The organism is Streptomyces scabiei 87.22, assembly GCF_000091305.1.
Taxonomy (GTDB): Bacteria; Actinomycetota; Actinomycetes; order Streptomycetales; family Streptomycetaceae; genus Streptomyces; species Streptomyces scabiei.
In genome coordinates this window covers 2,458,307-2,471,967 of sequence record NC_013929.1, presented here as the reverse complement: position 1 = coordinate 2,471,967, position 13,661 = coordinate 2,458,307, and the positions used below count along the sequence as shown (strand labels likewise).

The 13,661-nt window shown below is 66.2% G+C and carries 12 protein-coding genes; 5 read left to right on the top strand and 7 right to left on the bottom strand.

What is annotated here, in order from left to right; all coding sequences use genetic code 11:
• Nucleotides 1-8: 8 nt before the first annotated feature.
• The 7 genes from SCAB_RS10235 to SCAB_RS10205 all read right to left on the bottom strand — a co-directional run bounded on the left by SCAB_RS10235 (nt 9) and on the right by SCAB_RS10205 (nt 7,620).
• Entirely contained in the window at nt 9-989 is a 981-nt protein-coding gene (locus SCAB_RS10235; RefSeq protein WP_231884944.1) for a phosphotransferase enzyme family protein, read from the bottom strand.
• Nucleotides 990-1,060: 71 nt separating this feature from the next.
• Nucleotides 1,061-1,861, bottom strand: coding sequence for a class I SAM-dependent methyltransferase (locus tag SCAB_RS10230; RefSeq protein ID WP_041670502.1), 801 nt, complete (start codon nt 1,859-1,861; stop codon nt 1,061-1,063).
• A complete protein-coding gene (locus SCAB_RS10225; protein WP_231884940.1) occupies nt 1,858-2,709 on the bottom strand; it encodes an aminoglycoside phosphotransferase family protein in 852 nt (283 codons plus the stop codon). Before SCAB_RS10225 ends, SCAB_RS10230 begins: the two co-directional genes overlap by 4 nt.
• 503 nt (nt 2,710-3,212) lie before the next feature.
• Nucleotides 3,213-4,637: a glutamine synthetase family protein gene (locus SCAB_RS10220; protein WP_106437247.1), complete on the bottom strand. Its 1,425-nt coding sequence runs from the start codon at nt 4,635-4,637 to the stop codon at nt 3,213-3,215.
• Nucleotides 4,637-6,169 carry an amino acid permease gene (locus SCAB_RS10215; protein WP_012999992.1) on the bottom strand — a complete coding sequence of 511 codons (1,533 nt, stop codon included), beginning with the start codon at nt 6,167-6,169 and terminating at the stop codon, nt 4,637-4,639. The genes SCAB_RS10220 and SCAB_RS10215 overlap by 1 nt, the downstream gene beginning before the upstream one ends.
• 51 nt (nt 6,170-6,220) lie before the next feature.
• Nucleotides 6,221-7,225 (bottom strand): hypothetical protein, encoded by a 1,005-nt coding sequence (locus SCAB_RS10210; RefSeq protein ID WP_041670496.1) that lies wholly within the window; start codon nt 7,223-7,225, stop codon nt 6,221-6,223.
• A gap of 200 nt (nt 7,226-7,425) precedes the next feature.
• Nucleotides 7,426-7,620 (bottom strand): hypothetical protein, encoded by a 195-nt coding sequence (locus SCAB_RS10205; RefSeq protein WP_041669016.1) that lies wholly within the window; start codon nt 7,618-7,620, stop codon nt 7,426-7,428.
• A 459-nt stretch (nt 7,621-8,079) separates the two neighbouring features.
• Between SCAB_RS10205 and SCAB_RS10200 the strand changes: the two genes are divergently transcribed.
• The 5 genes from SCAB_RS10200 (at nt 8,080) to SCAB_RS10180 (ending at nt 13,657) form a co-directional block, all read left to right on the top strand.
• A complete protein-coding gene (locus SCAB_RS10200) occupies nt 8,080-9,477 on the top strand; it encodes a helix-turn-helix domain-containing protein (protein ID WP_012999989.1) in 1,398 nt (465 codons plus the stop codon).
• Between the two features lie 11 nt (nt 9,478-9,488).
• Complete coding sequence (locus SCAB_RS10195; protein ID WP_012999988.1) at nt 9,489-10,199, top strand: HAD family hydrolase; 711 nt, start codon at nt 9,489-9,491, stop codon at nt 10,197-10,199.
• 149 nt (nt 10,200-10,348) lie between these two features.
• Entirely contained in the window at nt 10,349-11,791 is a 1,443-nt protein-coding gene (locus SCAB_RS10190) for a helix-turn-helix domain-containing protein (RefSeq protein WP_231884937.1), read from the top strand.
• Nucleotides 11,782-12,657 carry a phosphotransferase family protein gene (locus SCAB_RS10185; RefSeq protein ID WP_041669015.1) on the top strand — a complete coding sequence of 292 codons (876 nt, stop codon included), beginning with the start codon at nt 11,782-11,784 and terminating at the stop codon, nt 12,655-12,657. The genes SCAB_RS10190 and SCAB_RS10185 overlap by 10 nt, the downstream gene beginning before the upstream one ends.
• A 169-nt stretch (nt 12,658-12,826) precedes the next feature.
• A complete protein-coding gene (locus SCAB_RS10180) occupies nt 12,827-13,657 on the top strand; it encodes an RNA methyltransferase (RefSeq protein WP_012999985.1) in 831 nt (276 codons plus the stop codon).
• The last annotated feature ends 4 nt before the right edge of the window (nt 13,658-13,661 follow it).

The window sequence follows — 13,661 nt, the reverse complement described above, 5'->3', positions numbered from 1 at the left end:
CTGGTTCGTCACGAACAGCCTCCGTCCGGGGAGAGGCCGGCGAACGCGTCATCGAGGTCGGAAAGGCTGTTCAGCAAGCGGCGGATAGCGGTTTGCCGCTCGTTCCAGTGCTGCTTCAGGTCGGCTTCCGCTTCGGGAGGAAGGTCGTATTCGGCGGTGGTGGCTCCGTAGAAGCTGAACAGCATGTACAGCAATGCGATCCGGGCGCAGGCTCGTACTTCCACGAGGGGGAGGCTGGGGTTCTCTGCGTGGTAGGCGCTCACCATCGCCAGCGCGCAGGCGACCCATTCCGGACTGGTGGCCACGGTACGCGGATCGAACGCGGCCCGGCCCAGCTCCCAGGCCGGTATGCCGGTTGCGCCCCGGAAGTCGATGACACCGGTGACGGCATCAGCGAGGACGATCAAGTTGGTGCGGCTGAGGTCCGCGTGCAGTGCCTGCTCCACCATCGTGCCGGGCAGGTACTTCCGTAGCCGGTGGACGTGATCCTTTAGGTCCTCCCGCCGCTGATCGAGATCGATCCGTAGGTGCTCGAGACTTTCATGCCCCTGCTGCAGGGCCGTGGCCATCGCGGTGTCGCATTTGGCGACCGCGTCCTCGACCGTGCCTGTCCGCCAGCGGGACTGCTGCACGCGCTGCGGCAGCGGGTAGGCGGCCAGCACCCGGTGCATGCGTCCCATCACCGTGCCGATATGTCGGGCGAGGGGCACCGTCATCGCCGAGGAGGTCACGCGGCCGGGCGCCTCGTCGACCACGGCCCAGGCGCTGCCCTGCGCGATCGTGATGAGGTTGCCGTCCTCGTCGTCCCAGACGCGGGGGATGGGAAGTCGCGCGGCTCGGCAGTACTCCGACATGTCCCATGCGGTGCGGGCTGCCTCCAGGTCCGCGTTCGTCCGGTACTCCTTGACGAACAGTCGTATTCCGTCGTCGGTCAGGACCCGCCGGTTGATCGTGTCGGTGCCCATGTGCACCGGCTCGACCACGTCCACGACGAGCCCGTACCGCTCCTCCAGCACGTCAGCTGTCACCGACGCGTTCCACTCCGACTCGCTCATCCCCGTCACCGGTCCGTGGAAGAGGGGCGGCGCGCGGTGAGGACGGTGAATGTGTTGTCCTCCACGAGGAACCCGCCTTCCGCGAAGGGGACCAGGGCCTCGGTAAGTGCCGTCTCGAAGGCATCCTGGTGGTCGCCGAACAGATGCGAGGCCGCGAACGAAGTCGAGTACAGGTAGCCGATGACTTCGGCGATGCTCCATTCGCGGTGGACGGGGATGGTCGCGGTGGTGACCTCGCAGAAGGCGGAAGCGCGCAGCACTTCTTCGTAACGGGGCCCAGACGGGCCGAAGACGCCATCCCCCGCTCGCCGCTGCTCACCGAGGAACTGCTGGACGACGGCGCGCGCGGTTTGCTGCCAGGCACTCTCGGCGGTCCACAGGCTGCGATCGCTGAACACCGCAAGCGCACCTCTGGGGTCCACGTACTCGGCTAGTCGGTCGAGGAAACGAGGCCGGTCGAGCCAGTGAAAGACACGGCCACAGGTAACGAGGTGCGGCTGCCATCCCGCCGGCGGTTCGAAGTCCTCCGCCAGCGCATGCCGGATCTGCAACCGCTGACCGCCGGAGAGCGCGGGACGGAGCACTGCATCAGCTTCCGCGCACATCGCCTGGTCGGAGTCGACCGCGATCACCTCGTCGAAGTGCGGCGTGAGCGCGCGGGCAACGAGCCCTGGGCCGGTGCCGATGTCCAGCAGACGCCGTGGAGAAGCCGCGGGCGCCTCGTGGGAGAGAAGGACGGCAAGGTCGACTGGGATGCCGGGGCGGAAGCGCCTGTAGTAAGAGGCAGTTCCGGCAAAGGCGTTCACGAACCCCACCCGCCCCACATGCGCGCGCCGCTCTCCTGACGCAGGTTCTCCAGCATGGTGTGGGCCTCGTCGACGAGCCCGATGTCGTGGTGTGTGATCCCCCAGGACAGCGAGTCGAGGGCGTCCAAGGCCGCGTACGCCTGGCATGCAGCCAGCTCCTCTTCGGTGAGCTGGCGGCCGAATCCGTGGTGGACAGCGGCAAGGAGGTCGGGGCGCTGCAGAAGAATCCGGTAGCGCAGGCGGCTGAAGTCCCGGCGGGCAGCGGGCTGAAGTTCCGCTCGCTCAAAGTCGATGATCCGAAGCCGTTGCTCAGCCTCGTCCCACATCCAGTTCTTGGGCATGTAGTCGCCGTGCGCCGCCACCTGCGGCAGACGCGGCGGTGGCTCCTTGACGAGCGCACGCACGATCGTGATCTCATGCTCCGGCACGTGGGAGGCAGCCTCATCCAGTAGCTTCGCAGCCGTCGAGTCCCACGCCTCCTCGGTCATTTTCGTGGTCGGCTCGTCCGCCGCCGCGGTGTGATGCCGGGCCAGGAGTTCACCGGCCTGCTCATACGCCTTGCGCTCCTGCTCGGCCGGCAACCGCAGCGTGTCCAAGCTGCGGCCAGGCACTGCAGTGACCAGGACGGTTCGCGTCTCCGCGTTCGAAGCGATGAGCTCGGGCGCACGGTCGGCACCCAGGGAGACCGTCCACTTCCGGTACGCGTCAACCTCACGCCGGTGGAGCTTCGGGCCGACATGCTGTTTGGCGAACCATCGCTCGCCGCAGAGTCCGTCGATCTCCCAGAGGGATGGTCTGATGTCGCCGGGCCGGGAGTGTTCGGCAACCACGGTGTAGGTGTCGGTCACCGATTCCACCAGCTGGTGGAGTGCGCGGGGCATATCGGTCACGTTTGGTGCGCCCTTCCATTGGCCATGCCACCCAGTTCGATCACAAAAGGTGATTGATGGGGTGCTCTTGGTGGTTATGCGGGGATGGGGAGTGTGTCACGGGGGACTGACAACTCGGTCTGAGCTCGTACCGATGGCGATCACCGCCACGTCTCGGTCTCTGGGGCCGAGAACGTCTCCGGGAAGACTGCCTTCCCGGGACGCTTGAGCTGCCCTGTGACGTAGCACGCGTGGACGACGACGGCCCGACCGCTTACCCCGAGCTTCTGACCGCAGTGCTTCATCTGCACGTTGATCGTCCCCCGGTGATGGCCAGTTCGGATGCGATCGCATCGGTGCTCTTGCCCTCTGCGACCTTCTGGGCTCCGAACCTGAGCGGGTGTGAGTTCGAGGTACGCGGCGGGCGCGCCGGTCGTGCACTCACGGAAGTTCCAGGTCCTTCCTTCTGGGTGCCTTGACGGTCAGGCCCGGGCCAGCCACCTCTGGCGCTCGGCATCGGTGACCAGACGCTGCTGGTGGTCGAGTTCCAAGCGGGCGAGATGGGCGTAGTGCTCGACCACCTCGGTGCCGAACGCTCCATGGGCCAGGGCGCTTTCCTGGAAGGCGGCCAGGGCATCAGCGAGGGTGGGCGGCACAGGGATGCCGCCTCCGCTGTAGGCGTTGCCGGCCGCCTCAGGGCCGAGGGCGAGCTGCTGCTCGATGCCGTAGTCGATCGCCGCCAGCACCGCGGACAGGGCCAAATAGGGGTTGGCATCCGCCCCCGGCACACGGATCTCCAGATGGAGGTCCTCTCCGTGACCGACGACGCGGACAGCGCACGTACGGTTGTCGTGGCCCCAATGGAGCATGGTCGGCGCGAACGAGGCGGGCGTGAATCGCTTGTAGGAGTTGACGTTCGGGGCATAAAACGGGCCCAGCTCCGGCAGCCCTGCGAGCAGTCCCGCGATTGCGTGCCGTCCCATCTGGGACAGCTCGTATTCGTTGTCGGGGGCGTGGAGTTGGCTGAGGGCTTTCGACCACAGCGAGACGTGGAGGTGTAGGCCGTTGGCCCACCCGGTCTCCGGTGCCGCCATGAACGTGGGCGCCAGTCCGGCGCGCGTCCCCAGCGTGCGCACCGCGTGCTTGAACAGCAGGTGCCGGTCGCAGGCGGTGAGCGCGGGTCCGTACGGGAATGTCACCTCAACCTGGCCGGGGCCGGCCTCGGTCTTGATCGCTTCCACGGGCATGCCCGCCCCGGCCAGTGCCCGCTGCAGGCGGCGGAAGAACCGGTCGCAGGCGGGGGCATGGTCGAGTGCGTAGTCAAGATTCTCCAACGTCACGGGCCGCAGACCCTGGCACCCGACCCGTTCCGCTTCCGCGTACGTGCCCTGGTAGAGGGTGAACTCGGTCTCGATTCCCGCCTTGGCTTGAAGGCCGTGCCGTGACAGCCGGGTCAGCTGCTGATGGAGGATCTGGCGGGGCGCGACATCGATGGGGGTTCCGTCGTGGTGTACGGCGTCGCCGAGGACGATGGCGGTGCGCGGCAGCCACGGCACCACACGCAGGGTTCCGAGGGCTGGCTGAACGGACAGGTCCTGGTAGCCGCTGTCCCACGAGGTCAGTGCGAAGCCGTCCGCCGGGCTCATCTCAGCGTCGGTGGCTAGGACGTAGGCGCACAGTTCGGCACCGTGATGCGCGACGCGCTTGAGGAAGTGGTCGGCGTCGTACCGTTTTCCTTTCAGCCTCCCCTGCAGATCGGGAAGGGCCAGCAGCACGGTGTCGATCGCGCCGCCCTTTACGAGGTTGCGCAGGTCGCTCAAGGACAGGGCCTTCTCCGAGCGTGCCCCCGACGCGGCAGCCGCCGCTACGGCCAGGCGCGGGGCTGTGCCGTTGCTCGTTGTGGTCATCACACGACCTCGTCTTCGTACTCGCCCGTCGAGCGGTCGAAGTTCTGGGCCGGCACCTCGTACGTGCTGCCCTGCTTGTGCCACCACCCCCATGCCAGCGCGAGCACGACGAGCAGAGCCACCGGCGCGTAGTTGAACGTGTCGACCGTGGCGAGAGCGCCGCCCTCGGGGCGGGTCTGGGGCAGACAGAACAGGACGGTCACGAACACCACCCAGATGACGGCGATTGTGCCCACGATCACGCCCCAGCTGCCCAGGTTCCACGGGCCGGGCTTGAACCGGTGCCGGTTCTTGACCCGCAGGAAGATCGGGATCGCGTACGCCGGGGTGATGCCTATGACGTTGATGCTGGTGATCGCCGCGTACGCGACCGGGCTGTACAGACTCGGCAGCGCCAGCACCGCGGCGCACACCACGGACAGCAGCACCGCCTTGCGCGGGGTGCCGGTACGACGATCCACCTGCCGCCACAGTTGAGAGCCTGGGAGCGCTCCGTCCCGAGAGAATGCGAACACCATCCGGCTGGCCGCCGCGGTCTCTGCGTTGCCGCAGAACAGCTGGGCGACTATCACGACCAGGAGCAGCGCCTTCGCCCCCGCCATGCCCAGGGCGTCGAGGAAGATCTGTGCTGGCGGTACCCCCGTCGCTGTGCCCACGGTGCCCGCATAGTCCTGGATCGCGAAGGTGAGCCCGGCCAGCAGCACGAACCCGGCCAGCCACGACCAGCCGATCGCGTGGATGATCCCCCGGGAAGCAGACACCTGGGCGTCCGTGGTCTCTTCTGACAGGTGCGCGGAAGCGTCGTAGCCGCAGAAGGTGTACTGGGCCAGCAGCAGGCCGAGCACCGCCACGTACAAAGGGCTGGACCAGCCTGTGTTGTTGACGAACTCGCCGAACACGAAATCTGTCGACTGGTGGTGGGAGGGCACAAACGCCAGCGCGCCGGCGATCACTGTGACGCCGGCCAGGTGCCACCAAACGCTGATGCTGTTGAGGATGCTGACCAGCCGGACTCCGAACAGGTTCAGCGCGAGGTGCAGGGCGAGGATGCACAGGAAGATCACCATGATCTTGCCAGGGGTCGGCTCGAAGCCCCACTGCAGGTTGAGGAAGGCGCCCGTGAACAGCGCGGCCCCGTAGTCGATGCCGGCGATCGCACCGAGCAGGCCCAGCAAGTTGAGCCAGCCCGTGTACCAGCCCCACTTCCGGCCGCCGAGCTGCTCCGCCTGGTAATACAAGGCTCCGGAGGTCGGATAGGCGGAAGTCACCTCGGCCAGCCCGGCGCCGATGAACATCACCATGGCGCCCACGACGACCCAGCCCCACAGCATCACGGACGGGCCGCCGGTGTTCAGACCGAACCCGTACAGGGTCATACAGCCGGACAAGACGCTGATGACGGAGAAGCTGATCGCGAAGTTCCCGAACGGCCCCATGCGCCGGGTCAGCACCGGCTCGTAGCCAAGCTCCCGCAAGTACGCGTCGTCGGGCTTCCGGGCTGTTGCGCGATGGCCGGGACTCAAGTGAGACATGGGGATCCTCCAAGGTTCGAGATGAAACAGGGCAGGCTCATGCCAACCGGGTTATGGATGGGGTCTGGTACGGGGACGATGTGTGCGGGCGAAGGACAGGGACTCTGCACGCGCTCTCAGGAGCAGAGCAGCAGCGGGGTCTGGCCCCGCCGCCCCGTCATGCACTGAGGCCCACGGCTCGCGAGCCGCGTATGGGCCCATGGCCTCAAACACCTCGGCGGCTTCCACATACTGGTGGCCCGCCCACAAGGCGTAGGCGAGAAGGTTCAGATCGGCCACCGATCGCTCCCGAGCGGGTGCTTTGCGGAACCAGTCGTAGAACGCACTCAGCGTGTAGTCGAGCGTCGACTCGTGCGCCCACTGCCGCCGCCACAAAGGATCAGCGTGCGACCGTCGCCGCTGCTCGACCTGGGCGTACGCCGGCAGCAGCAACAACGGCGACCGTACGGGCCGTTGCGACACCACCCACCGCCCGAAGTCGAAGATGGCGGCCAAGGACGCGGCCTGCGGTCCGTCCAGGGCGAGCATGAACTGCAGGACGCGGTGATAAGCCTCGCGGTTGTACGGATCACGCTGGTTGACCTCGTACAGCAACCCCCACGGACCGCTCGGCAGCATCGGCTCGGCGGGCACCGCACGGTGCTCATGACGCAGCTGCCGGGTGTCAATCTGCGCCAAGGCCACGAGGCACACCCACGGCACCGGATCCTGCGGCACGCGACGAGCCGCGAGTATCACTTCGCGCCGCGCTTTGAACTCCAACTCCAAGGTCCCCGGATGCCGTTGACGGTGCGCACGCAGCGCCCGCTCGACGGCTACGCGAGCACCCATCACCTGCGCGTCGTAGCTGCCGGGCTCCTCGTGGAGCCACACACCGACCACATCCGACCGAGCTGCCGCCACGGCCAGCATCTGTGTGCGCGACGTCCGCAGCGCCCAGTGTGTGCCTGTGTCCAGAAGTAGCTTCCCGGTAGTTCGCCAGCGGCCCGCCTCCAGTTCCTCCAAGGCCACACGCAGGTCGTCGTCATGACCCGCTGGGTGATACACAAGACGCATCACGGGCCCTCGGATCGGAATTGGCCACGCCTCAGAGGCTGGACGGGACTGTTCGTCTGACGGGCAGCATGATGCGAGGTGCGTCTCCGGTTGAGCGTGAATGCCATTAGGGGGCCTCAGGATTGTGGGGAATGGGCCGCGGAATGCAGGGGCGCCAGGCAGCTCAGCTGGGTGGGCGCCCGGCTATGGCATGAGTCACCCTAAAAGCGAACCTGGCCGATCATGTCTGCAATTCCGGTAACGAACCGGTTGATGCTCGGAGCCATGGACGTGCTTGCAAGGAAGAACCCGAACAAAATGCACACGATGGCGTGCGCCGCGTTCAGTCCGTTCTTCTTGACGAAGATGAAGACGAGAATGCCCAGGAGCACAACGGCGGATATGCTAATGGCCACCGCACACCATCCAGCGAGGCGGTGCTCCTGCCCGGTAGGACGCATGAAATGGGCCTTGTGGGGACAGGAACAGGCTGCGGGCCAACCGTGTTCGTGAGGCGGAGGACAAAGTGGACTCCGTTGAGGGTCAGCGACTGGTTCGCGTTCCCGTGGCGGGACGAGTAGATGGGCCCGAATGGTCACTCTCTCGGCCGGTTCTGCGCGCCGCGCTGCGGGGGTGCTCCCAACACTGGCGGTAAAACGTCCCGCGCACACATTCCGCAGGTGATATCACTTGTGTGATTCCAGCTCGCGAGGAGTAGTCGAGGTTGCGTGTGCTCACTTATGGGGAGGCATGACGTGCATCAGCGGCCGATGCGAAGCTGTGACCGATGCGGTGGCCGACTGAGCAGCTACAACACGGACACGCTGTGCTTCACGTGCGCTCGTCACCGCGCCCTCGAACAACACGCCCCTATCGTGCCGGACCATGTTTGGTTCGACCCGGACGTTCGTATTGCGCTCGCCGCCTGGGACTTCGGCCAGGCCAGCCGTTTGATCCGACTGCGCGGTTCCCTCCGGCAAGGCGACATGGCTCAGCTCACCGGTCTGAGTCAGGCATTTCTGTCCATGCTGGAGGCGGGCACCCGTCGCCTGACCAACATCGACAAGATCATCGAGTTCCTGACGGGCCTGGGCGTACCTGCCGAACTCGTCCCGCTGCCCATCCCGCAGGCCACGGCCGATGTGCGGCAAGCAACCCCTGATCTGTTCGCTGGAGACGCGGACCCGACCCTGCCCTGGACCACTGCCCGTATGGTGGCAGCACTGGATACCGCGGTCGGAGGGAGCGCTATGAAACGCCGACGATTCCTCACCGCCAGCGGCGTAGCACTCACCGCCTTCGTCAACCAATGGGACAGCGCGGAAGCAGAGCCTCTCCAACGTGCCGCTGAAGGAAGCCCACTCACCTACGAGCTGCTCGACAGCCTTCAACACACAACCGACGGCCTCCGGACCATGGACGCCAGCGGCGGCGCCGGCCCCCTGACCGAACTGGGCAACACCCACCTCAGATTCCTCAGGCACCTTGTGGACCACACCTCCTACGACATGGCCACAGGACGGCGGCTCGCGGCGATCATCGCCGATACCGCGACCCAGACAGGCTGGTTCGTCTTCGATTCCGGCGAACGTGAGCAGACGCTCGGCTACCTGTACGCCGCCCTCCGTGCCGCCAAAGCCTCCGGAGACGTCCGGCTCGGCGCCGGCGCTCTCTCGTACATAGCCATCCATGCCTACTCCACAGAGGCACCGCACCACGCCGTCACCGCAGCTCAGACTGCACGGGAGAAAGTCAGGAAGCTCGGCACGCCCGCTCTCGAAGCCATGCTGCTCACCCGGCAGGCCCGCGGGCACGCGAAGCTCGGCGAGCGGCAGGCCGCACTCGCCGCACTCGGACGCGCTGCAGAACTCTGCGCCCAGGGCCGCTCAGAGCACGATCCGGAGTGGCTGTACTGGATCAACGAAGGGGAGATCCACGGGCAGGCCGGAAGCTGCCACCTTGACCTCGGCGATCCGCGGAACGCGGTCGCCAGCTTCACCAAGGCACGGGAAGCCCTCAACCCCGGTGACCACCGGACCAGGGGCCTGTTTCTCTCGCGCGCCGCAACCGCCCACTTGGCCAACGGCGATCTTGAAGCCGGATCCGTAACAGCACACGAAGCCCTCGACCTCGCTGACCAACTCCAGTCCGCCCGGCTGAACGACCACATCGACGTCATGCTCGGCCATCTCCGGCCAGTGATCCACAGCCCGTACGCTCAAGGCGTTCTGGAACGAGCCGCCGGCGCGGCGGGAACAGGGAGCCGAAGTTGACGGAGACCCCGATGACGCTTGTGCTCTGGGACATCGACCGCACGCTGGTGTACGTCGGTGACATCGACCGGCAGGTCTACCGTGAAACCTTCGCCGAAATCGTTGGACGTCCGGCGGAACGCCTGCCAGCACGGGGAACCGGCGTGACCATGCCCCTCGCCATCCGGTCCCTGCTTCTGGACAACGGCGTCCCTGAATCGGATGTCCCCCGCCTGCTGCCGCATATGGTGGAACTCCTGCCGCACCGTCTTGAGGCACATTCGAAGGATCTGTGCGAGCAGGGAGTCCTCATGCCTGGCTCGGTCGCGGCCCTGAAGGCGGTCCACAGGCAGCCGAACCTCTTGCCCACAGTCGTCACGGGAAACCTCAAGCCCAATGCACTACTGAAACTCGAAGCCTTCGACCTCGACGGGTACCTAGACACGGAGATCGGCGGCTACTCCTCGGACGACGACCACCGTCCCGCTCTCGTCGCCGTCGCGCAGAAGCGAGCCCAGGCCAAGTACGGGTCGGCCTTCACTCGCTCCAACACCGTCATCGTCGGAGACTCCCTCGAAGACGTCCGTACCGGGCTCGAAGGAGGCGCTCCGGTGATCGGAGTCGCGTCCGGCAAGACAACCGCCGCCGAACTCGCCTCGGCCGGGGCCGACGTGGTCCTTGACAGCCTCGAGGACGTACCGCAGCTCCTGAGCGCGATCGCCGCGACCACTCGCGCCAGCTGAGGCGCCGACAGGCAGCCACGGGCATCAACTGCGCGTATTACAGGAGTGATACCGACCGACTCGGACCCGACGTAGCCTGACGTGCGCAGACGAGAAACGGGGGTGCGATGCGACAGCACGCTCGCGTGTGTGCGGAATGCGGATGCCGGTTGAGCCAGTACAACGTCGAGGACCGGTGCGCCACATGCGCACGTGGCAGACGTCTTGGCTCCCGCTTCGAATCCCAGGTGCCGGACACCGTCTGGCGGGATGAGGAAGTCCAAAAAGCCATCGCCGCATGGGACTTCGGCCTCGTGAGCCGCCTCATCCGGGAGCGGGCGAAGCTCCGCCAGGACGACATGGCCGATCTGACCGGGCTGAGCCAAGGCTTCGTGTCGATGCTCGAAGCCGGAACCCGTCGCCTGACGAGCCTCGACAAAGTAGCCATGTTCCTCAGGGGAATCGAGACGCCTGATGTCCTTCTCCCGCCGCCGTTCCGCGAGCATCACGCCAGCTCGACGCCCGCCCTCTTGCCGCACCGGAGACAACCGGCAGCAGAACGTCAGGTCGCGACCGGCGAACGGACCGGGAACCTGTATGAACTCGCGGCGCAGGCCGCGGCACAGTCGCTGCAGTTCACGGAGGAGGTCACAAAGAGCAACGTAAGCGACGTCGAGCTTGAGGCGCTGGAATCCAAGATCACCCGCATCGCGACGGACTACGTTCACGCTCCTCTGTACCCGCTCTTCCACGACCTGTTGTCCACGCGAGACCGGCTTTTCGCCCTCCTGAGCGGTCACCAGCCGCCGGGACAAACCCGCGAACTGTACCTTCTCGCCGGCACGAGCTGCCTGCTCCTCGCTCACGCGTCACAGAACCTAGGTGACCAGGACTCGGCGATCGCACAGCTCCAGACGGCCTGGACGTTAGCCGATCACGCCGACCACAACGATCTCCGGGCATGGGTCAAGGGCACAGCCGCGCTAATAGCGGAGTGGTCGACTCACCGGTTCACAGCCCTGGAGTACACGCAGCAGGCGATTCGGCACGCTCCCGACGGCGAGACCCGGATCAGGACGGCAGCTATCGAGGCCAGGGCGGCGGCACGTATCGGCGACCGGGACACCGCACTGGCCGCGCTCCAGGAACTCGAACGTGCCCGTGAACAACACACAGGCCCTGACGGACTCACGCGTTTCGGAGGGCTGCTCACCTTCCCGGAGGCCAAGCAGGAGTACTACATCGGTGGAACATACGCTCTGCTGGGCGAACACGAGCTGGCCGAGCACCATGCTGCTGCGGCGATTGAGCTGTACGAGACAGGCCCAGCGGAGCACCGTTCGTACGGTGACGAAGCCCTGGCACGCCTCGATATCGTCACCGCGCGTATCGCCATCGGCGAGATCGAGGGGGTCGGCGAACTACTACAACCCATCCTCGAACTGCCCGTGGACCGTCGCATCCGACAACTCGGCGATGCCGTGCAGGGAGTGGCTAGGCTTCTGGAAGACCCACGGTTCGCCGGGAGCCGCGTTGTGCGCGAGCTTGCGGACGCCACCCGCGGCTATCAGTCGATCGACACCAAAGCGAAGGCCCTCACCTCATGTCAATGACGGTCTCTCCTGAGTCCGCCGCCCGCATGGCCTGCCGGGCATCAGGTCTGCCAGACCGATCCCTCACCCGTCTCCACCACCATGCCACCTCCGTGTTCCTCCTCGCAGCGGAGAGCATCGTCGTACGCGTGAGCCCCATCTCGCAGCAGCAGAACCTCGCGACGGCCGTCTCACTCACGCGCTGGCTCGTCGCACACGGTTTTCCGGCGACAGAACCCGCGGACGCGCCCCAGCCGGTTGCGTACGAGTCCTACGCCGTTACCTTCTGGCAGCACTATCCACAGCCTGAACACGGTCGTCCCCCGACCGGTCGGCTGGGCGGCCTCCTGCGAGCCCTGCACTCTCTGCCGGCCCCGCCTGTGACGCTGCCGCAGTACCAGCCCCTTGCCTCGCTCAAGGGTGCCGTGGAATCCAGCACACACCTTGGGCCCGACGCGGGAGCGTGGCTTATGGAGCGCAGGCAGGAACTCCTGAATGCTTACGTGGGGCTCGAATTCCCCTTGGGCCACGGCCATATCCACGGCGACGCATACCCAGGGAACACCCTCTGGGACGCTCAGAACATCAGGCTCGGCGACTGGGACGAGGCGGCACTCGGGCCACGCGAGATCGATCTGGCCAACACGTTCCAAGGGGTCCGCTTCGGGCGCACCTCCGCAGAACTGGATGACTTCAGCCGCCGGTACGGCTATGACATCAGGGAGTGGCCGGGCCTCCCGGTCCTGGTCGGCATCCGGGACCTGCACACGCTCGGCTCCTTCATCCGACGTGCGGATCGCGGAGACGTGGCCGCTGCCAACCAGTTGTTCTATCGCATCGAGACACTGAGAAACATGGATAAACAGGCGAAATGGGCTTCGTCCTGAAGACTCCGAGATCGCTCCGAAACCAGCTGCCCTCTGGACGGAGACGCCTGACCCCACTGGGCGAACACGTTGGGTAACGGCCCGGTACGTGTAACCTTCAGGGTGCCCTGGTGCCCTGTTCACCTGGGATGTCCGGGTACGCAATGATCATCTTTGGCTTGGAGGACGGGTGGCAGTCCAGCGGATCTCAACCCGCAATGCCCGTTTCCAGCAGCTGCAGACGCTGCTGAACAACCGCACCAAGCGAGGGCGTGCCAAGGAGTTCCTCGTTCAGGGGGTGCGGCCGATCACGATGGCCGTGGAGCATGGTTGGACCGTTCGGTCCCTGCTCTACGACGCCAGTCGTCCGCTCTCCCGATGGGCTGAGGATCTACTGCGCGGTGTCGGCGCCGAGCGCGTCGCGATGGAGCCGCAGTTGCTTGCCGAGCTGAGCGAGAAGGCCGACGGCGCTGCGGAAGTCCTGGCAGTGGTCGAGATGGCGCCGGACAGCCTTTCGCGGATCAAGGTTCGCGACGACTTCCTCGGCCTGGTCTTCGACCGGCCGACGCAGCCCGGCAACATCGGAAGCATCGTGCGGTCGGCCGACGCCTTCGGCGCAAGCGGGCTCATCGTGACGGGGCACGCGGCGGACCCGTACGACCCCAAGTCGGTACGTGCCTCCACGGGATCGTTCTTCGCCGTGCCCGTGGTGCGGAGCCAGTCGCACCACGAGGTCATGGAGTGGCTGGAGAAGGAGCGCGCTCAGGGGCGGCCGGTTGCCGTCGTCGGCACGGACGAGGACGGCGATGCCGAGGTCTCGGAATTCGATCTGACCCAGCCGGTTCTACTGCTCATCGGCAATGAGACCGCCGGCCTCAGCTCGGCCTGGCGAGAGCTCTGTGACCAGGTGATCAGCATTCCGATGACGGGCTCGGCCAGCTCCCTGAACGCGTCGAACGCCGCCTCCGTCGTTCTCTACGAAGCGCGCCGTCAGCGTCTGGCGAAGCAGCGCAAGGCGTGACCTT

Bases quoted from the DNA above. Each gene is read 5' to 3' on its own strand.
- SCAB_RS10220 (WP_106437247.1), bottom strand. From the start codon at position 4,637: ATGACCACAACGAGCAACGGCACAGCCCCGCGCCTGGCCGTAGCGGCG.
- SCAB_RS10215 (WP_012999992.1), bottom strand. From the start codon at position 6,169: ATGTCTCACTTGAGTCCCGGCCATCGCGCAACAGCCCGGAAGCCCGAC.
- SCAB_RS10210 (WP_041670496.1), bottom strand. From the start codon at position 7,225: ATGCGTCTTGTGTATCACCCAGCGGGTCATGACGACGACCTGCGTGTG.
- SCAB_RS10195 (WP_012999988.1), top strand. From the start codon at position 9,489: ATGACGCTTGTGCTCTGGGACATCGACCGCACGCTGGTGTACGTCGGT.
- SCAB_RS10185 (WP_041669015.1), top strand. From the start codon at position 11,782: ATGTCAATGACGGTCTCTCCTGAGTCCGCCGCCCGCATGGCCTGCCGG.